This window comes from Streptomyces bikiniensis, from assembly GCF_000716625.1.
GTDB classification, from domain to species: Bacteria; Actinomycetota; Actinomycetes; order Streptomycetales; family Streptomycetaceae; genus Streptomyces; species Streptomyces bikiniensis.
Genome location: NZ_JNXJ01000034.1, coordinates 45840 through 69236, shown reverse-complemented (window position 1 = coordinate 69236; position 23397 = coordinate 45840). Strand labels below are relative to the sequence as shown.

The 23397-nt window shown below is 73.8% G+C and carries 19 protein-coding genes and 1 pseudogene; 4 read left to right on the top strand and 16 right to left on the bottom strand.

What is annotated here, in order from left to right; all coding sequences use genetic code 11:
- The 9 genes and pseudogenes from OO47_RS24710 to OO47_RS38880 form a co-directional block, all read right to left on the bottom strand.
- A partial coding sequence (locus OO47_RS24710; RefSeq protein ID WP_033210203.1) for an ABC transporter substrate-binding protein occupies positions 1-687 on the bottom strand: 687 nt, incomplete at its 3' end.
- A 91-nt stretch (positions 688-778) separates the two neighbouring features.
- Positions 779-1762, bottom strand: coding sequence for a PLP-dependent cysteine synthase family protein (locus tag OO47_RS24705; RefSeq protein WP_030222067.1), 984 nt, complete (start codon positions 1760-1762; stop codon positions 779-781).
- Complete coding sequence (gene hisC, locus OO47_RS24700) at positions 1759-2901, bottom strand: histidinol-phosphate transaminase (RefSeq protein WP_030222064.1); 1143 nt, start codon at positions 2899-2901, stop codon at positions 1759-1761. The genes OO47_RS24705 and hisC overlap by 4 nt, the downstream gene beginning before the upstream one ends.
- Positions 2898-4340 carry an MATE family efflux transporter gene (locus OO47_RS24695; RefSeq protein WP_078489886.1) on the bottom strand — a complete coding sequence of 481 codons (1443 nt, stop codon included), beginning with the start codon at positions 4338-4340 and terminating at the stop codon, positions 2898-2900. Before OO47_RS24695 ends, hisC begins: the two co-directional genes overlap by 4 nt.
- Entirely contained in the window at positions 4337-5317 is a 981-nt protein-coding gene (locus tag OO47_RS24690; protein WP_030222060.1) for an ornithine cyclodeaminase, read from the bottom strand. The genes OO47_RS24695 and OO47_RS24690 overlap by 4 nt, the downstream gene beginning before the upstream one ends.
- A 47-nt stretch (positions 5318-5364) precedes the next feature.
- Positions 5365-6780, bottom strand: a complete 1416-nt coding sequence (locus OO47_RS24685; RefSeq protein WP_030222059.1) for an alanine racemase — start codon at positions 6778-6780, stop codon at positions 5365-5367.
- Positions 6781-6883: 103 nt separating this feature from the next.
- Positions 6884-8716: an ABC transporter ATP-binding protein gene (locus tag OO47_RS24680; protein ID WP_051716362.1), complete on the bottom strand. Its 1833-nt coding sequence runs from the start codon at positions 8714-8716 to the stop codon at positions 6884-6886.
- Positions 8713-10449, bottom strand: a complete 1737-nt coding sequence (locus OO47_RS24675) for an ABC transporter ATP-binding protein (RefSeq protein ID WP_051716361.1) — start codon at positions 10447-10449, stop codon at positions 8713-8715. Before OO47_RS24675 ends, OO47_RS24680 begins: the two co-directional genes overlap by 4 nt.
- A 476-nt stretch (positions 10450-10925) precedes the next feature.
- Positions 10926-11036 (bottom strand): annotated as a pseudogene (locus tag OO47_RS38880) (HipA family kinase); the annotation flags it as partial.
- Positions 11037-11079: 43 nt separating this feature from the next.
- On the opposite strand from OO47_RS38880, the gene OO47_RS38815 reads away from it, so the two are divergent.
- Positions 11080-11637: a MerR family transcriptional regulator gene (locus tag OO47_RS38815; RefSeq protein WP_407696346.1), complete on the top strand. Its 558-nt coding sequence runs from the start codon at positions 11080-11082 to the stop codon at positions 11635-11637.
- Here OO47_RS38815 and OO47_RS33530 read toward each other — a convergent pair.
- Positions 11522-12901, bottom strand: coding sequence for a uracil-xanthine permease family protein (locus tag OO47_RS33530; RefSeq protein ID WP_234323287.1), 1380 nt, complete (start codon positions 12899-12901; stop codon positions 11522-11524). The two genes, OO47_RS38815 and OO47_RS33530, sit on opposite strands and share 116 nt — an antisense overlap.
- Positions 12898-14022 carry an aryl-sulfate sulfotransferase gene (locus OO47_RS24665; RefSeq protein WP_030222052.1) on the bottom strand — a complete coding sequence of 375 codons (1125 nt, stop codon included), beginning with the start codon at positions 14020-14022 and terminating at the stop codon, positions 12898-12900. The genes OO47_RS33530 and OO47_RS24665 overlap by 4 nt, the downstream gene beginning before the upstream one ends.
- Before the next feature lie 319 nt (positions 14023-14341).
- Between OO47_RS24665 and OO47_RS24660 the strand changes: the two genes are divergently transcribed.
- The gene (locus OO47_RS24660; protein ID WP_051716360.1) at positions 14342-14938 is read left to right on the top strand and encodes a helix-turn-helix domain-containing protein; all 597 of its coding nucleotides are present in this window, start codon (positions 14342-14344) and stop codon (positions 14936-14938) included.
- A 20-nt stretch (positions 14939-14958) separates the two neighbouring features.
- On the opposite strand, the gene OO47_RS24655 is transcribed toward OO47_RS24660, so the two are convergent.
- Positions 14959-17055 (bottom strand): hypothetical protein, encoded by a 2097-nt coding sequence (locus tag OO47_RS24655; protein WP_063831931.1) that lies wholly within the window; start codon positions 17053-17055, stop codon positions 14959-14961.
- Between the two features lie 260 nt (positions 17056-17315).
- Positions 17316-17972: a fasciclin domain-containing protein gene (locus OO47_RS24650; protein ID WP_030222043.1), complete on the bottom strand. Its 657-nt coding sequence runs from the start codon at positions 17970-17972 to the stop codon at positions 17316-17318.
- Between the two features lie 226 nt (positions 17973-18198).
- Here OO47_RS24650 and OO47_RS24645 point away from each other — a divergent pair, with 226 nt between their 5' ends.
- A complete protein-coding gene (locus OO47_RS24645) occupies positions 18199-18912 on the top strand; it encodes an adenosylcobinamide amidohydrolase (protein ID WP_033210174.1) in 714 nt (237 codons plus the stop codon).
- 38 nt (positions 18913-18950) lie between these two features.
- Positions 18951-20006, top strand: coding sequence for a MerR family transcriptional regulator (locus OO47_RS24640; protein ID WP_051716359.1), 1056 nt, complete (start codon positions 18951-18953; stop codon positions 20004-20006).
- Positions 20007-20141: 135 nt separating this feature from the next.
- On the opposite strand, the gene OO47_RS24635 is transcribed toward OO47_RS24640, so the two are convergent.
- The 3 genes from OO47_RS24635 to OO47_RS24625 all read right to left on the bottom strand — a co-directional run bounded on the left by OO47_RS24635 (position 20142) and on the right by OO47_RS24625 (position 23386).
- Positions 20142-20798 (bottom strand): alpha/beta fold hydrolase, encoded by a 657-nt coding sequence (locus tag OO47_RS24635; protein ID WP_033210172.1) that lies wholly within the window; start codon positions 20796-20798, stop codon positions 20142-20144.
- 364 nt (positions 20799-21162) lie between these two features.
- Positions 21163-21873 (bottom strand): sigma-70 family RNA polymerase sigma factor, encoded by a 711-nt coding sequence (locus OO47_RS24630; protein ID WP_078489882.1) that lies wholly within the window; start codon positions 21871-21873, stop codon positions 21163-21165.
- A gap of 139 nt (positions 21874-22012) precedes the next feature.
- Complete coding sequence (locus OO47_RS24625) at positions 22013-23386, bottom strand: cryptochrome/photolyase family protein (RefSeq protein ID WP_030222031.1); 1374 nt, start codon at positions 23384-23386, stop codon at positions 22013-22015.
- Positions 23387-23397: the final 11 nt, after the last annotated feature.

The window sequence follows — 23397 nt, the reverse complement described above, 5'->3', positions numbered from 1 at the left end:
GGTGCCCTCGTAGGTGGAGTAGAACCACATCACCTTGAGCGGCTTGTCCCGCTTCTCGACGGCGCCGACCGCCTTGTCCACCATGGCCTTCTGCTCGGTGGCCAGCTTCTCGCCGGCCTCGGGCACGCCCATGATCTTGCCGAGGCGGCGGTACTCCTCGAACAGCATCGTGAAGTCCGCGTTCGCCACGCTCTCGTGGTACGCGCAGTCGAACTCGGTCAGGTACGTGGGGACACCCAGGTCGTGGAGCTGCTTGCGCTCACCGGACTGCTCCTTGGTGAACATGCTGGCGAAGGAGCCGTAGACGAAGTCCGGCTGGGCCTCCAGCAGCTTCTCGTGCTTGATCTCGGCGCCCGGCGCGGACAGGACCGGAATCTTCTTGTACTGCGCGGCGATCGCCGGCGGCGTCTTCTCGATCTCGTAGCCCGTACCGGCGATCCGGTCGCCCACCCCGAGGTGGATGAGGATCTCGGCAGCGGTCTGGTTGAGCGTGACGACCTTCTGCGGCGCGGCCTTGTAAGTAACGTTGGTACCGCAGTTCTTGAGAGTGAACGGGTACTTCGTCGAGCCCGTCGCCGCCGCGCCCTTGGCCTTCGCATCGGCGTCGGAGGACGCGCCCGTCCCGCATCCGGCGAGCGTGAACGCCGCCAGAGCCGCGGCAACTATGGTAATCGTTTTCGTTTTCATCATTTGCAGGCTATCAGTTCGCAGGGAAGAGAAGAAGGGGAGTTCGAGGCCGCGGGCGAGCCCCCGGGACTCGGGGACGTCACGACGGCGGCTACCGCAGCAGCGCGGCCAGCCGGTGGACGACCTGCTCGTCGAAGAGGCCGTTGGCGGCCATCCAGTCGTCGTTGAACACGGTGTCGAGGTACTTGTCGCCGCCGTCGCAGACGAGCACGACGATGGTGGTGCCGGGGGGCGCGGACCCCGCCCGCTCCAGGGCCTTGTACACCACGCCGCCCGCCGAACCACCGATCAGGACACCGAAGTTCCTGGCCAGGTAGCGGCAGGTCTCGAAGGCTTCCGCGTCGGTGACCTTGATCCCCTCGTCGAAGACGTCGTAGTCGACGACGCAGCCGATCTCCGAGCCCGCCGGTGTACCGGTGCCGGACTGGTGGTACGGCGCGCCCTCGCCGCCGAAGACGACGGAGCCCTCCGGTTCGACACCGATGATCTTGAGATCCGGGATGCTTTCCCGCAGGAAGCGGCCGGTACCGCAGAGCGAACCACCCGTGCCGACGGCCCCGTACAGGTAGTCGATGTCGTCGCCCAGCTCGTCGTGGAGTTCGCGGGCGAGCGGCCGGTAGCCGTTGGGGTTGCCCATGTTGCGGTGCTGGGCGGTCCAGTAGGCGCCGTGTTCGGCGGCGAGGCGCTCGGCCACGGTGTCGCGTTCGGCGGTGGCGAGGCCCTCCTCGTCCCCGGCGACGTTGAGGATGTCGGCGCCGTAGGCGCGCATGCCGCGCAGTTTGTCCGCGCTGGAGTGGTTGTCGACCACGGCGGTGAACTTGTAGCCGCGTTCGGCGGCGACGAGCGCCAGGCCGAGTCCGGTGTTGCCGGAGGTGGACTCGACGAGCCACCCGCCGGGGGCGAGGAGCCCGGCCTCCTCCGCCTCGTCGACCATGTTCCTGGCCATCCGGATCTTGGCGGTTCCGGTGGGGTTGAACTGCTCCAGCTTCAGCAGCACGGTCGCCCCGCCTTGTGCGACGGGCAGCTTCAGCAGAGGCGTTCGCCCTATCAGGTCGGAGATCCTGCTCGTGATCACGTCTTGTCCTTCGCGCAGATCTCGGTCAGACACCGCACGAAGACGTCGTTGTCCCCGGGCGTCGACAGCGAGGCTCGGATGTAGGTCTCGTACCCCGGCTCACGCCATGCCTTGACGATGACTCCGGCGCGGTGCAGCGCCTGGGCCACCTCGTCGGAGCGTCGGCCGGTGTCGATGAAGAGGAAGTTGGTCGAGGACGGGACCACGCGCAGTCCCGCCTCGCGCAGCCGGTCCGCGACCCTGGCTATCTCCAGGGCGGTGCGGCGGACCGTGTCCGCCAGATGAGTCCGGTCGGCCAGGGCGGCGATGGCGGCGGCTTGGGCCGGCTGGTTCACGTTGTACGGCGTACGGACCCGGTCCAGCGCCTGGACCAGCGCGGTGTCCGACGCGATGCCGTACCCGACGCGGACCCCCGCAAGGCCGTACGCCTTGGAGAAGGTGCGCAGCACGATCCACGGCCGGTTCAGCCCGCGCAGGGCCTCCAGGCCGTCGGGGTACGCGGGGTTCGTGCGGGCGAACTCGCCGTACGCCTCGTCGAGCACCAGCAAGGAGGACTCCGGCAGGGCGGCCACGATCTGCGCCAGCTCGCCGGCGTCGAGCATCGCGCCCGTGGGGTTGCACGGGTTGGCGAGGAAGACGAGCTTCGGGCCCGCCGCGAGCGCGTCGCGCCAGGCGTCCGCGTCGAACCCGAACTCGGCGGTGACCGGCACCTTGTGGACCCGGGCGCCCATGACGCGGGGGAAGGTCTCGTGCAGGGCGAAGCCGGGCGCCTGGGTGACCACCAGGTCACCGGGGTCGAGGACGGCCTGGCACAGCAGTTCCAGGATGTTCTCCGAGCCGTTGCCGAGCACGACGCGGTCGGCGGGCACGTCCAGGCTCTCTCCGACGGCCTCGGTCAGCCGCTTGCCCATCGGATCGGGGTAGCGGGAGACACCGCTGGTCACGGCCTCCCGTACGGCTTCGGCGACGGTCGGGGACACGCCGAACGGGCTCTCGTTGTTGGAGAGTTTGATGACGCGACCCGAACCGCTGAGGGCGGCCACCTCGTCCGGGTCCGCGCCGGGATCGTAGCCGGGCAGGCCCGCCACCTCCCTGCGTATGAGGGGGGCCGAGGCGGCTGGTGCGAGGACGGGGTTCATGACGACTCCGGTTCCGTGACGGGTGCGCCGGACGTCTCCCGGTGGAGCCGGTCGACGCGGCGCAGGAACACGACCAGCAGGATGGCGGCGGTGGCGGCGAGGCCGATGGTCTGGCCGGTCCAGACGCCCTCGACGCCCCAGTCGGCGGTCACGCCGAGCAGGTAGCCGGCGGGAAGGCCGATCAGCCAGTAGCCGACGAGGGATATCCGGAACGGTCCTGCGGCGTCGCCGACGCCGCGCAGGATGCCGTTGCCGATGTTCTGGGTGGCGTCGAAGACCTGCATGAGGGCGGCGATCAGCAGACCGGTGACGGTCAGCGCGATGATGTCCGCGTTGCCGGCGTGCTCGGCCGAGATGAAGAGGGACACGATCGCGTCCGGGATCACCAGGTACACGACGGCTACCAGCAGGGTCGCGATCACGCCCCAGGCCGTGCCGAGGAGCCCCATCCTGCGCGCGGCCACGTAGTCGTTGCCGCCGTGGGCCTCGCTGATGTGGATCGACGCCGCGTGCGAGAGGCCGGCCGAGATCATGAAGACGATGTAGACGATCTGGTTCAGCACCGTCTGCGCGGCCAGCGCCTCGACCCCCAGGGAGCCGATCAGCAGGGTGAGCACGCTGAAGAACCCGGCCTCCGAGGCGTAGGTGCCGGAGATGGGCAGGCCGAGGCGCCAGACCGACCGGACCGCGTCCCCGTCCCAGCGCCGCGCGTGCGGCGAGGTGAGGTACGGGCGGAGCACGCTGTCGCGCAGGATCACCGCGGCGAACGCCAGGAAGGACAGCAGGAACACCGTGACGGTGGCGATCGCGACGCCGGTGAAGCCGAAGGCGGGCAGGCCGAACTTGCCGTAGATCAGCACGTAGTTCAGGCCGATGGTCACGCCGACCGATGCCAGGGTGATGGCCAGCAGCGGGCCGGGCCGCTTGAGCCCGGTGGTGAAGTGCCGCAGGTTCTGGAACCACAGGCAGGGCAGCATGCCCGGCGCCAGGACGACCAGGAACTCGCCCGCCTTGTCGACCACCTTCGGGTCCTGGCCCAGCAGGACCAGCAGCGGGCCGATCATCAGGAGCGCGGCGCAGAAGACCACGCCGCAGACGGTGGCCCAGAAGAACCCCGCGAACAGCAGCGCGCCGACGCGTTCCCGGTCGTCCCGCACCCGTGCCTCGGCCACCAGGTTGCTGACTCCGGTGACCAGGCCCGTGCCGGTGGTGCGCAACTGGTTGAACAGCGCGATGGCCAGACCGGCGGCGGCGATCTCGACCGCGCCGAGCCTGCCCAGCATGACGATGTCGACCGTGGTCAGGGCGACGTAAGCGAAGTTGGTGAGGATCAGGGGGAACGCGAGCTTGAGCAGCGCCCGCGAGTTGCTGACCCACCAGGCGGCGCCGGTCGTCTGCACGCGGCTCGCAGGGGCCGTGTCGGTGGTTTGGGTGCTCACCAGAAGTTGACCTTTTCCCCACGCCCGGCCGCCAGCGCGAGGTCGGCTATGTACCGGCCCAGTGCGGCGTCGGTGACCGCCATGCCGCTGTTGTAGGCGAAGACCACGTCGTCCGGGGTCCGCCGGGCGGGTGCCAGGCCGAGCAGGATCTCGGGCAGCTGAGCGTCGACCGACGGCAGACTGCCGTCGTCGCCCCGCAGGTCGTCGCAGGTGGCGTGCATCTGGGCGGTGTCGGTGGCGATCCGGTAGTCCGCGCCGTGGCACACGTCGGCGTGCACGCCGTACCCGAGGAGTACGGCGACGGAGCCCGGCTTCATCCACTCGCGCCGGACCTCCTCCGTGGCGGAGAGGCCGGCGGCGCCGATCACGATGTCCGCCTCGCCCGCGGCCTTGCGGAGGTCCGTGACGACCTCGACCTCGCGGCCGTCGACGCTGTCCTGGACGGCGCGCAGCCCGTCGGGGTACGTGCCGAACACCTGAAGCCGCTCCAGCCGCGGCATCGCCGCGACGAGCATCGGCAGGGCCGCCTGCCCCTGGACTCCGGTGCCGACGACGAGGGCGGTGCGGGCGTCGGGGCAGGCCGCGCGGGCGAACAGCGCGGTGGTGGCCGAGGACCGCAGGGGGCCGAGCTTCACCACGTCCATCAGCGCGATGGGGGCGCCTGTGGTGTCGTCGATCAGGAAGACGAACGAGTGGAAGCTGTAGGCGTCCCTCGTCCGCCGCGGATCGAACTCGTAGACGGCCTTGAAGCAGACGGTGCCGCTGCCGGCGTCCCTGGCCACCATCGAGTAGCTGAGCGAGCGGTGGTCGGGGTCGTCGATGATGGTCTTGACCGGGTTGTTCGAGCCGCCTTCGCGCAGCGCGCGGTAGGCCCTCTCGACGACCTCGATCACCTGGCGGTGGTCGAGGTCGAGCCCTTCCTGCTGGGACTGCGGCAGGAGCCACAGCTGCCCGGGCGGGGCGTAGCTCGGGGACATACGGGTGTTCTCCTTCATGGGTGGTCGTATCGGACGGTTTCGCGGTCTCAGCGGATGCCGTCCAGTCGCCAGCGCGGCGGAGCGCCTGCGCCGCCGGGTTCGCCGCCGAGGCCGTCACCGAGCCGGAGGACGACCTTGGACGGCAGGGGGGCGTCATGGAACGGGGACTCGTTGGAGTCCATCTGGTAGCCGGCGGTGTTGAGGTAGACCAGGTGGTCACCGCGGTGCACGGGCCGCGGGAAGCCGATCTTCCGCCAGGTGACCATGTCGCTCTCCAGGCAGGTCGAGCCCGCGACGCAGGCCGGGAACAGCTCGTCGGCCACCGGCTGGGCGGACATCAGCAGCGGATCGGGGAGGTAGTCGCTGTTGAACCACTGCTCGGAGAGGCTGAAGCTGCTTCCGGCGACGGTGACGATCGCGTACCCGTCGGACTCCCGCCGGTCGTCCACCTGTTGTACGCGGAACAGAGTGAAACCCGCCTGGTCCAGCAGAGCCCGGCCGGGTTCGACGACGAACCGGATGCCGTAGCGGTTCGCCTTCGCCGACAGGCTCTCGCCGCCGCCGACCGGGTGCGCCATGATCGCGCGCACGGCCTCGGCAGCGGGCTGTCCCCCGTACGGATAGAAGTCCTTGAAGTCCTTGGCCGCGTGGTAGTGAGCTGGATCGTTCTGCGCGAGGAACTCGTTCCAGAGCCGCAGCTCGACGTAGCGGACTGGCAACCCGCCGCCGATGTTGACGAGTTCGGCGGAGGGCGAGCCACGCCGCCGGGCGTCGAGGCAGTGTTCGATCATCTCGTTCGCGGCCGTCGCGCGTTCCGCCGGGGAGTAGCCGTTGAGATGGAAGGAGAATCCCCGGAGGGCGATGTGGCCGGCGAGTTCCCCGCACAGACCGACGGCGGCGCGGCGCTCGTCGGCGGAGAGGCCGAAGCGGCTGCTCGACTGGCCGGCCGTCCTGGACCGCAGCAGCACCGCGGCCTGCCGCCCGGCGAGCCGCGCGGTCCTCGCGAGCCGCCTCAGTTCACCGATCGAGTCGATCGCGACCAGGCAGCCGTGCTGGACGGCCAGTGTGAGCAGCCCGTCGTCCTTCTCCGGGCCGGATATGCCGATCCGCCGGCCGGGCACTCCCCCGGCCAGCGCCTTGACCAGTTCGGGGGCGCTGGCGACGTCGACGCCGACGCCGAGGGCGGCGGCCGACGTGACGTAGCAGTCGGCCTTGTTGGCCTTCTTGGCGAACAGGATGTCGGCATCGGCACCCGCCTCGGCGAACGCCTGCCTCAGTCTGCCGGCGTTCTCCTCGAAGACCTCGGGCAGCACGACGTGCAGCGGTGATCCCAGGCCGTCCAGGAGGTCGGCCAACAGGGTTCGGTGGTCCGCCAGAAGTGTGGAGACCGTGGGATGCCGTAGTGCGGGCAGCGCGAAGGGCCGGACTCCGGCCCTTGTGCGCTCCGACCGCTGTCGCGAGATGAGCACACCCGTACTTCTATACGATGATGACACTCATTTTCAATACGGCTGGACCGCCGGAGCGCCCCGCCGCAGGGTGCAAACGGGGCGAACAAGCCACATGTCAGGCGCCCGGTCCGTCGACTCCCTCCAGTTGCGAGGCCAGCAGTTCGACGTAGGCACCGCCGCGGGCGAGAAGCTCCTGGTGGGTTCCCGCCTCGGCGACGCGTCCACCGGAGATGACGACGATCCGGTCGGCGGTCAGGATGGTCGAGAGCCGGTGCGCGATGACCAGGGTGGTGCGGCCGTGCCGGGCCTCGTCCATGGCCCGGGTGACCGCCTGCTCACTGGCGGCGTCGAGATTCGACACCGCCTCGTCCATGACGAGGATCGGGGCGTCCTTCAGGAGCGCCCGTGCGATCGCGACGCGCTGCCGCTGCCCGCCGGACATGAGCGCGCCGAGTTCGCCGGCGACGGTGTCGTAACCGTCCGGAAGCGTCGTGATGAAGTCGTGCGCCTGAGCGGCCCGCGCGGCGGCCTCGACCTCCGCGTCGGAGGCGTCCGCACGGCCGAGACGGATGTTCTCGCGCACGCTGGTGTTGAACAGGAAGGTGTCCTGCGGCACCAGGGTCATGAGGCGGCGCAGGTCCTCCTGCGGAAAGGCGCGGACGTCATGACCGCCCACGGAGACCGACCCCGCGGTGACGTCCCAGAACCTCAGCAACAGGTTGGCGCAGGTCGACTTGCCCGCACCGGAGTGTCCCACCAGCGCGACGGTCTCACCGGGCCGGATCTCGAAGCCGACCTCGGCCACGGCGGGACGCAGGTCTTCGCGGTAGGAGAAGGTGACGGCGTCGAAGCGGACATGCGGTTCGACCGGGCCGCGCGGGGCCTCGGTGACCAGATCCGAGACCGGGGCCGGTGCTTCGAGCAGCGCGTTGATGCGTTCGGCCGCCGCCGCGACCATGGACAGCTCGCGCGCGACCTCCGTCACCTTCAGCACCGGAACCATCGCCATCGCGGCGAGCACGACGGCGACCGGGAAGAGGGAGCGGTCCAGTTCGTCCAGGACGACGAGCCGGGCGCCCAGAACCAGTACCGCGAGCATGCCCAGGAGCGCGATGGTGTCCGTGGCGGCGTACTCGATGCCGCCGCGGCGCCCGTGAGCGGACTTCGCCCGGGCCAGCCGGGCACCCTGCGTCCGCAGCAGTCCGAGCCGCTGCGCGTGCGCCCCGAAGTTCACCAACTCGCGCAGGCCCTGGAAGGTGTCGGTGGTGTCGGCGCTCATCCGGCCCAGGGAGTCACGCAGTTCGTGACCGTGCCGTTCGGCATGGCGTCGCAACCACGTGGGGACCGAGGCGAGCAGGACCAGGATCGGAACCAGGACGCAGGCCAGCGACCAGTGGAACCAGCCCAGGGCGATGGTGGTGGCCACCGGAACGGTCGACGCGACGGCCAGTGGGCTGAGCGTGTGGGCGAAGAAGAGCTCGATCTGCTCCACGTCTGAGACGGCGGCGGATCCGAGGTCACCGGAACGCCGTTCGAGCATGTAACCGGGTGAGAGCCGCTCGAAGGCGGCGAACACCTTCGCCCGGGTGTCGGCCAGCGCGCGGAACGCGGCGACGTGGGCATAGGTGCTGTCGGCCACGCTCATCACGACGAGTGGCACGATCAGACAGCCGAGCAGGATCAGCCACCCGGTGAGCCGGCCCGGTGGTGCTCCCGCGGCCGCCCTCGCCACCACGTACGCGCCGATGCCGGCCGAGGCGAGCTGGAGCAGTTGATGCAGCACACCGGCCAGGTAGGCGACCGCGATGAGGCGGCGGTGCTCGCCCAGGAGGGGGACCAGGCTGCTCAGTCCGGTGAGGAGCGACCGGCCCGGCTCCGGCCTGCCGGCGCCGGCTCGATCGCCGTCGACTCCGTGGTCGTGGGTGTGGGTGTGAAGGGTCGACGTCATGCCTGTGCTCCGGTCTGGGTCGCGACGAGTTCGGCGTAGAGGCCCTTGCCTGCCACGAGGTCGGCGTGGCTTCCCGACTCGACGATCCGGCCGGAGTCCATCACCACGATCCGGTCGGCGTCGCGCACCGTGGACAGCCGGTGCGCGATGACGACCGTCGTCCGGCCGCGCGTCACCTCACCGAGAGTCCGGGTGATCTCCGCCTCGTTGGCGGCGTCGATGCTCGACGTCGGCTCGTCCAGGACGAGTACGGGAGCGTCTTTGAGCAGGGCCCGGGCGATCGCGATGCGCTGGCGCTCGCCGCCGGACAGTTTCAGTCCCCGCTCTCCGACGACGGTCTCCAGGCCCTGGGGCAGCCGAGTGATGAAGTCTGCCGCCCGCGCCGCGTTCACCGCGCGCTGCACCTCGTCATCGGTGGCGTGCGGTCTGGCGAGCAGCAGGTTCTCGCGAACCGTGCCGTGGAAGAGATAGGTGTCCTGTGCCACGACGCCGATCAGTGAACGCAGGTCCGCCAGCGGGAACTCGCGTATGTCGTGCCCGTCGACGCGGATCGAGCCCCCGTCAGTGTCGAAGTAGCGCATCAGCAGGCCGAGCACGGTGCTCTTGCCGGCACCGGAGCGGCCGACGACGGCTACCCGCTCCCCCGGCCCGACCGCGAGGCTGAACCCGTCGAGGGCCGGTACCCGCCGGGTCGGGTAGCGGAACCGGACATCGCTGAACTCAAGGCCCGGAGGGTTCTGTCGCAACGCCGGAGAGGTCCGCGCCATGTCCCGTACCTGCGGTTCGAGCCGTAGTACGTCGGCGACGGCACGGCCGGCGGGGATGGCCGAGTAGGCGGCGTGGTGAGCCTCCTCCAACTCGTGCATGGGCCGGAACGTCTCGCGGGTCAGCATGAGGATCGTGAACAGCCCCGCGACGCTCAGCTCCCCGGTGGCCGCGTGCCACGCGCCCAGTCCCACCGCGGCTGCCGTACCGATCGGCACCAGCAGCCGGCCGACGCTGGAGGAGGCGCACCACGCCACCATCAGCCGGATGGAGTCCCGGCAGAACTCCTCACCGCGCTCGACCAGTTCCCGGCCGCGCCGGCCGCTGGCGTTGAACGCCTTGAGGGTGGCCATGCCCTGCGCGGCATCCAGGCTCTCGGCGTAGAGGCCGCGGTACGACACCGTCCAGCGGTCACCCCGCTCCTTGATCCACTTCGCCCCGGCCATCTGGGACAGCGGCGCCAGAAGGGCACACGCGAGCACCACGAGACCCACGGCCGGGTCGACCGAGATCACGTACACCGAGGCGAGGCAGGACCCCAGAACGGAAGCCACCGCGGCGGGCACGAACCGGCCCACCAGCGGATCGAGCAGCTCGGCGGAGTCCACCAGCGTCGACTGCAGATCACCGGTCCGCATCCGCTGCGCCTGGCCGGGCCCGATCTCCATCAGCTTCAGAGTGAGGCGTTCCCGCACCGCCTCCTTGACACCCGCGGACACCCGGGGCGCCCACCAGTCCTTCACCACGATCAGGCCGATCCGGGCCAGCTGCAGGACGCCGATGATGAGCAGAGGAACGAGCAGCCCGCTCACCCCGCCCGAGGAGAACACGCGGGCCAACAGGTCCGCGATCAGCAGGCCCTGGCCGATGTAGGTCGCGGTGATGAGCAGCATCAGCACGACGAGGCCGGCTATCTCCACCCAGGCCCGCGGCCGCAGCACCAGGAACAGCTTGACGGTCGACCACACGGCCGCACCTCCACGAAGGTATCGCTCACTTACGGATCGGTGGTCCCGACGACGCCGCGGCCGAGAGGAACCGCCCGGCCGGCGTTGTCGGCCGCCGGGCCACCATCGCCCGACCCTATGGGAAAATCATTGTCATTATCAGTCGCGTACAAGGCCGCGGGACGGACAGTCGATCCGGGACCCTGGAGGGGGCGTTCCGGCCGGCGACGCCGCGCCTCCGCCCCGCCCCGCCCTGCTCTCACCGGCGGTCACCCAGCGTGCCCTTACAGCACCTCGAACGGGATGACGCTTCCCGTCACCACGGCCCGCCGCAACACCGCTTCCTGGGGAGGATCCGGGGAGGATCGACGGTCCCGGGGAGCGCGTGGGGAGAATCGGCCAGGTAACGCAGCACCATCCCGCACGACACTGAAAGACCTATCCACCCGGGTCAGGGGTGGGACAGGTCGCATCCGTGCAGGTCAGCTTCACAGGGTGGACAACTTCATGACGTACGTACCGAGGTCGTCGGCCTCGACGATCCCGGGGAGCGAGCCGCCCTCGCGCAGGGGCGTGACGTAGCGGGTCGCTGTCACTTCTGTAAGCATTCCGCCAGGCTATCCACCCGTCCGGCTCCGGCGGCGGTCGGCGGTGCTCCCCCGGGTGGTTTGCCCGTGCCCCGGGGGGAGGGGTCACAGCGGGCCCGTGCGCGAACTGATCACGATCGGCGAGCCGGCGGCTCGCACCGGGCCCAGCCGGAAGGCCCTCCGGCTGTACGACGACCGGGGGCTGCTGCGGCCCGTCCGCGTCGGTCCGTCGACGCGGTTCCGGTACTACGCCCCCGACCGGGTGGAGCGGGCGCTCGTGGAGCACACCCGCGCCACCGAGGAGTTGTTCGGTCGGCCGCGGTCGCCGGGGGCCTGCCTCTCCGGGCCGGTGTTCGCGCTCCACCACGGCCTGGTGGGCGAGGACTCCTCCGCGCCGGTGGGCGCGGGAGGCGTACTGCCCCGACCGGGCGACCGCGGGGCCGGGCGAGCACGTGGTCGGCCGCCCGTCCCTTCCTCCCCGCCGGCCGAGGGCGGGCGCGTTGCCGTCACTCGGGGGCGCGCGGCTCCGGGGTGCCGGTCTTCGCGGCGTCCGGCTCCGGTTCCGGGGTCACGGTCCGTCGGTCGAACCGGCCGAGGAGCGCGGTCAGGAGGACGGCTGTGAGCGTGCCGGCGACGACGCCGCTGCCCAGGACCGTGCGGGCCCAGCCGGGGAACCCGTCGTACAGGCCGGGGGTCAGGAGCGGCAGCAGTCCGGCCGCGAGGGCCAGGGCGGCGGTCATGGAGCCCGTGCCGGTGAGGTCGGCGCGGCGGAGCATCTCGACGCCCATCACGGCGATCACCGCGTAGACGACGAGCGAGGAGCCGCCCACGACCGCCTCCGGGATGCCGGCGAGGGCGCGGGAGGCGGGGGTCGCCAGACCGACGCCGATCAGGAGCGCCCCGGCCGCGGCGGTGACGAAGCGGCTGCGGACCCCGGTGAGGCGGCCGATGCCGATGTTCTCGGCGCTGGTCACCATCAGGGACGTACCGAAGAGGCCGCCCACGAGGGAGACGAGGGCGTCGGCGCGGGCGACGCGGGGGACGTCCCTGCCGGGGTCGGGGGTCCGGCCGACGGTCTCGCTGTTCAGTACGGTCTGGCCGGTGATCTCGGCCAGGGTGGTGAGGCTGAAGACGAGCAGCGGCAGGGCCGCGAGGACGTCGAACTCCGGTGTGCCGTAAGGGAGGAGGGCCGGCAGCGAGAAGCCGCTGCCGGGCGCCGGCGTGAAGGTGCCGAGGCCGGTGGCGACGGCGAGCAGGACGCCGGCCGCCATGCCGGTGAGGATCGCGGTCTGCCGCCAGACCCCGCGCAGCAGGACGTACGCCCCGACGGTGGCGGCGACGGTGAGAGCCGCCAGGAGGACGGCGCGGGGTTCGCCCTCGCTGTCGGGTCCGGTGACGAGCCGGGCGGCGACCCGGATCATCGCGATGCCGATGAGGAGCACGGTGACGCCCATGACGAGCGGCGGGAAGAGCCGGACCACGCGCGCGTAGAGCGGGAGCACGGCGATGAGCAGTGCCGCCGCCAGGAGGACGGAGCCGGCGGCGGTGGGGGTGCCGTGGTCCTGCGCGATCTGGAGGAAGAGCGCGGTGGCGGCGCCGCCGGGCAGCATGACGAACGGCAGCCTGGCGCCGACCCGCCACACTCCGAGGGACTGGAGCAGGGCGCCCGCCCCGCACAGGATCAGGACGGCGCTGAGCAGCGAGGCCGTCGTGCCGGGCGCGAGACGCAGGGTGCCGGCGGTGAGGAAGACGGTGGAGACGGGCGCGGCGATCATCGCGAGGACGTGCTGCGCGGCGAGCGGCAGGAGCCGGCGGGCCGGGACGCGGGCGTCGACCGGGGCGGTGCCGGACGCGGCGGGCGGCGCGGGGGCGGCGGTCGGGGTCACGAACCGGCCCCCAGCCACGGGATGTCGGCGGCCGCGTAGCGGTAGGCGCGGAAGACGGCGTTGGGCTCGGCCGGGAAGAGGCCGCGGACCTCGTCCTCCCGGTATCCGGCGAAGTGCGGGACGACGTACTCCCAGCACAGGTAGCCGCCCTTCGTCACCTCGAAGAGCCGGCCGGACGGGGAGTCGGTGACGAGGGTGTTGCCGTTGGGGAGGCGCTGCGCGGAGCCCATGAACGGGGCGAAGAAGAACTCGCGGGCCGGGTCGTGGTACTCCCAGGCGATCTCGCCGCTCTCGCGGTCGATCTCCACGACGCGGGAGTACGGGACGTCGTGGTGCGGCCGGAAGACGCCGTTGTCGAAGACCAGGAACCGGCCGTCGTCCAGCTCGGTCGGGGCGTGCTGCTGGCTGGTGGTGCCGGGGGCGCTGCGCCACAGGATCTCGCCCGTCCCGCGGCTGATGACGACGACGGCGGAGACGCTGCGGAGGCTGGCGAGGACGTTGCCGTCGCGGAGCGGGACGACGCTGTTGATCAGGGGCCAGTGCTCGCGGGCGTACGCCTCGTGCAGCGGGTACGCGTCGCGGTCGAGGTGCTCGGAGGCGCGCCAGGACCAGAGGAGTTCGCCGTCGGGTCCGACCTCGCGGATGGTGTCGGCCCAGACCGTGCCGCCGTCGGCCTCGGAGCCGGGCACTCCGCCGCGTACGGCCTCGGCGTCGGCTCCGCGGAGGGGTTCGAGGGCGGTGTAGAGGATCCGGCCGTCGTCCAGGTGGTGGGCGTCGTGGTGCTGGAGGGGGTCGCGGTGCTCGCGCAGCACGGTGCCGTCGGGGGCGGCGTGGAGCATGACGCCGCCGCGGTACTTGTGCCACATCGGGAACAGGGCGTCCTCGCCGGGCAGGACGCCGTTGTAGGCGAGGGTGCCGTCGGTGAGGAGGCGGGCGTGGCGGCCGGGGCGGTACGGCAGGTTCCACTGGTGGACGGTCTCGCCGCGCAGGTCGACGAGGTACACCTCGCCGGTGCCGGTGAGCGGGGCGTAGAGGGTGTGGCCGGGGTGGGCGGCGGTCTCGTCCAGGGCGAGGAGGCCGGTCGGTCGTCGGCGGCGGGAGTTCTGGTCGATCGCGGGCATGGCGGGGCTCCTGCGTTCCGGGTCGGTTGCGGGGCTCCTTCGTCAAACTTTCTTTGACTGGAGCAACTGGCTTTGAACCTAGAGGCGTCGTGTGACGGGCGTGTGTCAGGAGTGCGAAACCGTGCCCGGATCCCGTCACGGCCGCCGCGTAGGGTGCCGGGAACAGCGAAGATCGCGGCGGGCACGGCCGGGCGGGCGGAGAGGGACGGGGACGACGATGGAGGCGAGGGCGTCGCGCGGAAGCGGAAAAGGAGGACGGAGCGGTGACGAGGGGGGTGTGCCGCGCGGAGGGGAGAAGCGGAGCGGTCGCGAGGGGGGCGTGCCGCGCGGAGGGGAGAAGCGGGACGGCGGCGAGGGGGGTGCGCCCCGGGTGGGGGCGGCCGTGCGGCGCCGGCGGCGGTCCCTCGACCTCACCCTGGCCGACGTGGCGGAGCGCAGCGGGCTCTCCTCGCCCTTCCTCAGCCAGATCGAGAACGACCGGGCCCGCCCCAGCATGCGGTCGCTCCAGCGGATCGCCGACGCGCTCGACACGACCGCCGTCCAGCTGCTCGCCGCGTCGGACGAGACCCGCACGGTGGACGTGGTCCGCGCCGGTGACGACGGCGGCCTGCGGGACGGCGGTCCGCGGGAGGGCGCGCGGGTGCGGCCGGTGGTGCGGGGCCGTCACCAGGTGCACGCCCTGGAGTTCACCGGCGAACACGACGCGGACCGCGAGTTCCTGCACCGCAACGACGAGTTGCTGTACGTCGCGGACGGGGCGGTGGAGGTGGAGGCGGAGGGCCGGATCCACCGCCTCGGGCGCGGGGACGCGCTGCTGATGTCCGGCGGGGTGCGCCACCGCTGGCGCACCGTCGGCCCCGGCGCCCGCGTCCTGGTGGTGGCGGTCGCCGATCACGTGGAGGTCCTGGAACCCTGACGCGACCGGCGACCGGGGCCTCAGGGGAGGGCGGTGGCCCCGGTGGCCCCGGTGGGGGCGGTGGGGGCGGGAAAAGTGGTGAGGCCCGGGAGGGCGGAGGCGTCGGCGAGGCGGCCCGTGAGGCGTACCGGACCCGCCGCGGTGGTCCGGGCCGTCAGGAGCGGGCCGCGTGCGGCGGCGGTGACGGCGCCCTCCGCGGTGACGCCGGTCAGCCGGCGGCTGCCCGCCGCGAGCAGGTACCGCGCGCCCGACGGGGCCGTCCAGTACGTCCCCGCGAGGACGTGCTGCCCGAAGCGCCCGCACGCCGCCGTGTCCCGGAGTTCCGCCACGGGCCGGGGCGCGGGGTCACCCGGCGCCTCGAAGGAGACGGCCGCCCGGCCGCTCCCCTCCCAGGTCTCGACGCGGGAGCAGACCCACAGGGCCCGGCCCGCCCGCTCCGGCAGGGGCTGTTCGGCGTACTCCCAGCGGTTGACCGACCGGACCCCGGTGCCGTGCAGCGGCGCCAGGGAACAGGCCGAACGCGCCCAGGCCGCGAGCCCGCGTGCGCCGGTCGCCTCGCGGGGCGCGCGGGCCGGGGCGTCCGTGCCCGGCGGGGGCGTCCACGTGAGGTGCGCCGGGGTGAGTTCCCCGAGGTCCGCGAGGAGGAAGGCGTGGTCCTCCACGATCCGGGTCGAGGAGCGGAGCTGGAGCGCGGTCGCGCCCGCGCACGCGCCGGGCGCACGCCCCGGGGTGTACGGGATGGGGGCGGTCACGCCGTCCGGGGTGACGTCCAGCGGGCGGGCGGCGGTGCCGGGCGCCCGGAGGTCCCGTACCGCCGCGTCGGCGATCCAGGGCGCGAGGAGGTACCGGGCCCGCCCGGCGGTGCGGGTGAGGACCACGGCGGCGCCGGTGGTGACGTCGGCGTCGTCGGTCCGCGCGAGGTCGAGGGCGGCGGGCCCGCGTCCGTCGCGGGGTTCGGCGTACCGGGCGAGCCTGCGCCCGTCGTGCAGGAGCACCACGCCCGCGCCGTCGACCGGGCCGGCGAAGAGGAGCCGGGGCGGTTCGGCGGGCGGGGAGACGGACGTGCCGGGGGTGGCGGTCCGCCGGACGCCGTCCCCGGCTCCCCGGGCCCACGTCTCCAGGGCCCGCCGGAGCAGGGCCGTGTCCCGCGTCCCGGCACCGCGCGCGGGCCAGGCGGTGAGGTCGACGCGCGAGGTGTCGGCCCAGCGGTCGGCGGGCGTGCGGAGGAGCGCGGCGGGGTCCGTCGTCCGGGCCCGGACGGACGGGGAGGCGGCGGACTCCGGTTCCGTCCCGGCGCGGACCCCGGCGGTGACGGCGGCGCCCGCCGTGACGAGCAGCAGCGCACCGGCGAGGGCGGCGAGACGGGCGCGCCGGCGGCGGCGCAGGAGGTCGGTGGGGCGGGTGTGGACGGTGCACGGGTCGAACTCGGCGCTGCGCAGGAGCGCCCCGACGTCGGTTCCGGACGCCGCCTCGATCCGTTCGGCGGCGCGGAGGGCGGCGGCGGGGTCCGCCGCGCCCGCCGAGGCGAGGAGCCGGGCGGTCGCGTCGGCGGGGAGTCCTTCGAGGATCCGCAGGGCGAGCGCGGCCCGCGTTTCGGGGGCGGCCTCGGCCAGGGCCCGGTCGAGCGCGAGTTCGTCGGTTCCCCCGGCCCGGGGGAAGAGCCGCAGGCCGAGCACCAGGGGCAGTGGGGACGCGGGCGGGAAGCGGCGCGGCGGACGGAGCGCGGCGCGGACGACGGTCGCCCGCAGCCACGCGTGCGCGGGGCGCTCGCCGGAGCGCTGCCCGGGCAGGGAGGCCCCGGCGGGCGGTGCCTCGGCCCCGTGCGTCCCGGCCCCGTGCGTCCCGGCCTTGTGCGTCCCGGCCCCGTATGTCTCGGCCCCGGGTGTCCCGGCCTTGTGCGTCCCGGGTTTCGGCCGACGGGCCGCCTCCGTCAGGGAGTTCTGCACGAGGGCGTGGGCGGCGAGGACGCGGCGGTGGCGGCCGAGCGCGGGCGGCAGGACGAGGTGGGCGAGCCGTACGAGCGCGGGGTAGTGCTCGACGAGCGCGGCCTCGGCGGCCTCGCGGGCGGGGCGGTGGGCGGATATCGCGGAGCCGGGAAGGGCGTGACGGGAGGGCATGCCCGGCAAACGAGTCCGGCGGTCCCGGCGTCACTCCGCGTCCGTGGCGGGTCCACGCCTCCGGTGCGGCGCGGTACGGCGCGGCGGTGGACACGTGAGCGGGCACGGGAACGGGACCACCGGCCCCAAGTCCCGGTGGTCCCGCACGTGAGTGCCCTTCGGACGTACCGCGTGGCGCGCGCGTGGGGTCCGATCCCGTTCGGTCCCGCCCGCGGCCGCTCCCGCCGCGGGCCACGCGCGCGTGACGCCCGTGCCGGCGCCTACTTGGGCATGAGGACGGTGTCGACGATGTAGACGGTCGCGTTGGCCGTGGGGACGTTGCCGCAGACGACCTTCGAGGAGTCGTTGACCGTGTACTCCTCGCCGGAGCCCTTCGTGGTGAGCGTGCCCTTCTGGAGGGTCTCGAAGGTGCCGTTCTCCAGCTGCTTCGGGGCCAGCTTCTCCCCCACCACGTGGTACGTGAGGATCTTGGTGAGCATGTCCTTGTCGGCCAGGACCTTGTCCAGGTCGGCCTTCGGGATCTTCGCGAAGGCGTCGTTGGTGGGCGCGAACACCGTGATGTTCTGGGCGTTGTTGAGGGTGTCGACCAGGCCGGCCTGCTTGACGGCGGTCACCAGGGTGGACAGGGCCGGGTTGTTCGAGGCGGCCGTGGCGACGGGGTCCTTCGCCATGCCGTCGAACGAACCTGCGCCCTCCTTGGGCACACCGGCACAGGCCGGGCCGAACGGGCCGTCGGGCGCCATGTCCGCGTCGGCGGGGGCCGAGGAGGCGGTCTCCTGCGCGGGGGCGCTGGAGGCCGGGGCCCCGGCACCGGAGGCCTCGTCCTTTCCGGAGTCCGAGCAGGCGGCCAGGGAGAAGGGCAGCACGGCCGCGGCGGCCACGGCGACGGCGGCGCGGCGGATGCGGGAAGTGGTCATGGGAGGAACCCCTTTGGTCCGGATGCGTAGAGGACTGCGCACGTGTGAAGGAGACGGCACCGCCTCCCCGGCGGGGAGGACGGTGGCGCGCCCGGGCCGTCCGCGGCGAATCGCTCACTTCCGGCCCTGCTGTCACGGGTGATTCGGAGCCGGGCGCCGACCGGATGGGTCCGGACGGGGCTTTCACCCGTTCGAGTGAGAAAAGGGCCGCGCGTTAGGGTGTGGGGTGCTTCCCCGGACCCTCCCCGCCCACCCGTCCCTCGCCGACGCCGTCCTCCTCGGCCACACGGAGCGGGGGCGGGAGTGGCCGCTCCTCGTCTGGGCCCCGGGACCGGGCGTGCGGATGGTGTCGAGCGCGGTGCTCGGCGGGGGCATCGGCGAGCGGGAGTGGGTGGTCAACGCCCAGGTGCCGCCCGGTTACGACCGGCTCGACCCCGTCGCCCACCTCCGCGCACTCGCCTCGGACGCGGGGCTCTCCGGTCCGGGCGTGGGGCTCATGACGGCGGCCTCGGTCGCGGACCGGCGCCACGCGGTGGACGGCGGCGCGCACGCCGTGGTCACGGCCGGGATCGGGGTACGGGGCTGGGCCGCCGCCCCGGGCGCCGGCGGGGTCGCCGTCCCGCACCCCGGGACGATCAACATCATCGTGTCGCTGCCCGTGCCCCTGACGGACGCGGCCCTCGTGAACGCGGTGGCCACCGCCACCGAGGCGAAGACGCAGGCCCTGGTCGAGCTGGGGGCCGACGCCTCCGGCACCCCGACGGACGCCGTCTGCGTGGCCGTGCCCGTTTCCACCGGGTCCTCCTCCGGGCCCTCCGCCGAGCCGTTCGCCGGCCCGCGGTCGCTCTGGGGCGCCCGGCTCGCCCGCGCCGTGCACCGGGCGACCCGGGAGGCCTGCGCGGGGCAGCTGGCCGCCGAGCGCACCGGTCCTGCCGCCTGAGACACACTCGCGTCGATCGTGCGTCGTAATCTGGCCGCATGAACGATTCGACGACGTACGGCCTCACCACCGGCGCGGTGGCGCGGCGCCTCGGGGTGTCGCCCACCACCCTGCGCTCGTGGGACCGGCGGTACGGGATCGGCCCCGCCGCCCGCGAGGACGGCCGGCACCGGCGGTGGGCCCCGGAGGACGTCGCGATGCTGGAGGAGATGTGCCGGCTGACGGCCTCGGGCGCCCCTCCGGCCGAAGCGGCGCGGATCGCGCGGACGGGCAGGACGGGGGGTCCGGGCGCGGCTCTCGACACGCCTCCGAGGACGCGGGCCCGGCCCTCGCAGCCGGCCCCGGGGCCGGTGGGCGAGCGGGAGGGACCGGGCCCCGGAGGGCCGAGACCCGCCCGGCAGCCCGGATCCGGCAACGGGCTTCCGCTCGGTGACGTGCGGCTGGAGTGCCGGGGGCTCGCGCGGGCCGCCGTACGGCTCGACGGCCCCGCCCTGGACGTCCTGCTCCGGGACGCCGTCGCGGACCACGGGCTCGTCACCGCCTGGGAGGAGGTGATGGCCCCGACCCTGCACGCGGTGGGGCGCAAGTGGGAGTCGTCCGGGGACCGCTACGTCGAGGTGGAGCACCTGCTGTCCTGGCACGTGTCGACCGCGCTCCGGCAGGTCGTGCCCGCCGGGCACCGCTCGATGGCCCCGGTGCCGCCGGTGCTCCTGGCGTGCGTGCCCGGAGAGCAGCACACCCTGCCCCTGGAGGCGCTGGCGGCGGGCCTCTCCGAACGCGGCCTGCCGACCCGGATGTTCGGCGCGGCCGTCCCCGCCGAGGCGCTCGACGCCGCCGTGCGGCGCATGGGCCCGGCCGCGGTCGTGCTCTGGTCGCAGGCGCGGTCCACCGCGAACCACGCCCTCGCCCGGCACGTCGCCGGGAGCTCGTTCGGCGTGAAGGGGGCGCGGACGCGCCCGCTGATGCTCCTGGCCGGTCCCGGCTGGGCGGGCCGGACCCCGGAGCCGGGGACGCTGCGTCCGGGCGGTCTGCGGGAGGCGCTCGACGCGCTCTCCCGCCACCAGGCCGGTGGAGGGGCCGCTTCCCCGGGGTGACGGGACGCCTCCCGGCGCGGCGGGACGCGCTTCCCCCGTACGACGGGGCACGTTCCGCCCGTACGACGGGGTGCTCCGCCCGTACGACGGGGCGTTTCGCCCTCGCGACGGGCTGCGGGGCCGGGGCCGGCGGTCTCAGCCGTGCGACAGGAGCGCCGCCGTGAGTTCGGCCGCCCGGCGGTGCCAGAGGTCCGCGCCCCGGAGCATGGCGTGCCCGCCGGTCCGCATCGGGATGCCCACCGCGTCGGCCCCCGCCGCCCTGGCCCTGCGGACGAAGTCCCAGGACTCGCGGGCGGAGGTGACGCGGTCGGTCTCGTCGTGGAGCAGGTAGAGGCGCCGTCCGCCGAGGTGCTCGACGGGTTCGTCGGGCGGGCACCAGGGCGCGAGGGCGACGACCCCGCGTACGGCCGGGTCGCCGGCGGCCCGGAGCGCGGCGCGGCCGCCCATGGAGTGGCCGAGGAGCACGACGGGCACGGGCCCGATCCGTTCCCGGAGGTCGCCCAGGGCGGTCGCGGCGTCCCGGGCGGCGTCGGCGCGCGTCCCGTTCCAGCCGCGGTGGCGGTAGCGGACCTCGGCGACGAGGACGCTCCGGCCCCGGACGGCACGGGTCACGGCGGCGGCGAAGGGGCGCATGCGCAGCGCGGGGAGGTTGAGGGCGGGCGGCGGCTCGGGCCCGTCGGCGCGGCCGCCGTGGAGCAGCAGGACGGCCGCGGTGGGGGCGGCGGGCGCGGCGGGGACGCTGCGGACGAGGAGGGCGCCGGGGGCGGCGCGCCGGACACGGCAGACGTTCACCGCGGGGCCGCCCCGTCCGCGCGCCGGTGCGGCGGCCGGGGTGGGAACCCGCTCGCGCGGGCCTCGGGGGCCGCGTGTCCGGGCCGCTGTGCCATGGGGCCTCCAGGAGTCGCTTGCCGCGCCCCCGGACGAGCGGTCCGCTCGTGACGAACGCTCGCGAGGAGGGAGACGGCCGTGAGGGTCGCAGTCTGCCAGGCCCCGCGGCCCGTCGGGTACGGGCTCCACCGGACGGGAAGGCCCCGGGGCGGTCCGGGTGCCGGACGCGCGGCCGTCCGGGGCGGGGGCGGGGCGGTCCGGGAGCGCGGTCCGCGCGGAAGGCGGGCCTCGCCCGGGGCGTAGAACGTCAGGTCGCCCGGGGCCGGTCTCAGGCGGCGGCCGCCCCGCCGCCGGGCGCCCTGCCGACCGCCTCGCCCGCGGCGGCTTCGGCGACGGCCAGGCTGCGGCGCATCCGCTGGAGGCCCCGGCGCGCGTGGCTCTTGACGGTGCCGAGGGGCAGGCCCGTCCGGTCGGCGATCTGCGTCTGCGTCAGGTCCCCGAAGAACGCCAGGGCCAGGACGTCGCGCTGGACGCGCGGCAGGCGCGCGAGTTCGCGGGTGACCACGATCCGGTCGAGGACGTGCTCGGGACCCTCCCCGGTGCCGTCGGACGGGGGCAGGGCCGCTCCGGCGGCGGCGACGAGGTCGAGCCGGCGGGTACGGGCGGTGAGGGCGTCGGCGATCTTCCGCCGGGTGATGCCGACGAGCCAGGCGGGCACGGAACCGCGCTCGGGGCGGTATCCGGCGCGGCCGCGCCAGGCGGCCAGGAAGACCTGCTGGGTGACGTCCTCGGCCTCGCGCGGGTCGCCCAGGGCACGGGAAGCGAGGGTGTGCACGAGGCGGGCCCAGCGGTGGTGGGCGAGGACCAGGCAGCGCTCGTCGCCCTGGACGAGCCCCCGGCCGATCTCCGCGTCGGAGAGGGCGTCCGGCCCGCCGGAGGGGGCGCCCGGCCCCTCGGAGAGGAGGCTCGGCCCGCCGGAGAGGGCACCCGGTCCCTCGACGGGGGTGGGGCGGCGGACGGCTGTACGGGCTGCGTTCATGGCGAAGCTCCTCCTCGCCGGGGCTCCGTGCCCTCGGTTCCTCCACCCTCCGGCCGAGGAGCGAGACGAAACAACTCGCATCGTTTGTGCGTCGCCTTTCACTTTCGACGCGCCGAATCCCGTTCCGCCCGCTCCTCCCCTACTCCAGACCCCTGCCGTGCCTGAAGCGGGCGGTGCCCTCGGCGAGGGCGACGAGCGGTTCGGGGTAGTCGTACGCGGCCCGGTCCCGGTCCTTCAGCTTCCAGGGCTCGTGGACCGACGCGCCCGGCAGGGCGGCGAGTTCGGGGACCCAGCGGCGGACGTAGGCGCCGTCGGGGTCGTAACGCCTGCCCTGCGCGACGGGGTTGAGGACCTTGTTCGGGCGGCTGTCGGCCCCCGTCCCGGCCACCCACTGCCAGTTGAGCTGGTTGTTGGCGAGGTCGCCGTCCACGAGGAGGCTCAGGAAGTGCCGGGCGCCCTCCCGCCAGTCGAGGTAGAGCGTCTTGGTGAGGAAGGAGGCGGTGAGCAGCCGGCCCCTGTTGTGCATCCAGCCCTCGTGGGCGAGTTGGCGCAGGGCCGCGTCCACCACGGGATAGCCGGTACGGCCCTCCCGCCAGGCCCGCAGGTCCGCCTCGGCCGCCGCGCCGCGCCGCCAGCGGTCGTGCCGGGGCCGGTAGTCCTCGGTGGCGATCGCGGGCCGTACGGCCAGCATCTGGCGGTGGAAGTCCCGCCAGCACAGCTGCCGCACGAAGGCCTCGGCGCCCGGTCCGCCCCGGGCACGGGCCCGGTGGACGGCCTCGGTGGCCGAGAGCGCGCCGAAGTGGAGGTACGGGGAGAGGCGCGAGGTGGTGTCGCCCGCGAGGTCGTCGTGGCCCGTCCCGTAGGCGTCGGCGTGCCGGGACAGCCAGGCGCCGAGCCTGCGGCGGGCCGTGCTCTCGCCGCCCCTGGCCAGGCCCTCGGACACGTCCGCCACGGAGGCGCGCGACGGCGGTTCGTCGGAGCGCAGGCCGTCCGGCACCCGTACCGCCCGGGGGGCCGCCAGGGGCGCCCGGAGCGGTACGCCCGACCAGCGCCGGAAGTACGGGGTGAAGACCGCGAAGTGGTCGGAGCCCTGCGGGACGACGTCGCCGGGCGGCACGACGGTGGTCACGGCGTCGTGGACGTAGAGGCGGCGCCCGTCCGCCTCCAGGGCGTCCCGCAGCCGTTCCTCGCGGCCGCGGGCGAAGGACGAGTGGTCGGCGGCCATGTGGACCTCGTCGGCGTCGGACTGCCGTACCGCGCGGCACACTTCGGCCGCGGTGTCGCCCGCGCGCACGACGAGCCGCCCGCCGCGCCGCCGCAGTCCGGCGTCGAGGTCGGCCAGGCAGTCGGCGAGGAAGGCGAGCCGGTTCGGGGCGGCGAACCCGGCCCGGTCGACGGCGGGGTCCCGGACGAACAGCGGGACGACCTCGTCCGCCGCGTCCACGGCGGCCCGCAGGGGCGGGTGGTCGTGCAGCCGGAGGTCGGAGGTGAAGAGGACGACGGAGACGGTCATGGCGCCTGTTC

Bases quoted from the DNA above. Each gene is read 5' to 3' on its own strand.
- OO47_RS24655 (WP_063831931.1), bottom strand. From the start codon at position 17,055: ATGCCCTCCCGTCACGCCCTTCCCGGCTCCGCGATATCCGCCCACCGC.
- hisC (WP_030222064.1), bottom strand. From the start codon at position 2,901: ATGAACCCCGTCCTCGCACCAGCCGCCTCGGCCCCCCTCATACGCAGG.
- OO47_RS24680 (WP_051716362.1), bottom strand. From the start codon at position 8,716: ATGACGTCGACCCTTCACACCCACACCCACGACCACGGAGTCGACGGC.
- OO47_RS24625 (WP_030222031.1), bottom strand. From the start codon at position 23,386: ATGACCGTCTCCGTCGTCCTCTTCACCTCCGACCTCCGGCTGCACGAC.
- OO47_RS24640 (WP_051716359.1), top strand. From the start codon at position 18,951: ATGAACGATTCGACGACGTACGGCCTCACCACCGGCGCGGTGGCGCGG.
- OO47_RS24630 (WP_078489882.1), bottom strand. From the start codon at position 21,873: ATGAACGCAGCCCGTACAGCCGTCCGCCGCCCCACCCCCGTCGAGGGA.
- OO47_RS24690 (WP_030222060.1), bottom strand. From the start codon at position 5,317: ATGTCCCCGAGCTACGCCCCGCCCGGGCAGCTGTGGCTCCTGCCGCAG.
- OO47_RS24665 (WP_030222052.1), bottom strand. From the start codon at position 14,022: ATGCCCGCGATCGACCAGAACTCCCGCCGCCGACGACCGACCGGCCTC.
- OO47_RS24650 (WP_030222043.1), bottom strand. From the start codon at position 17,972: ATGACCACTTCCCGCATCCGCCGCGCCGCCGTCGCCGTGGCCGCCGCG.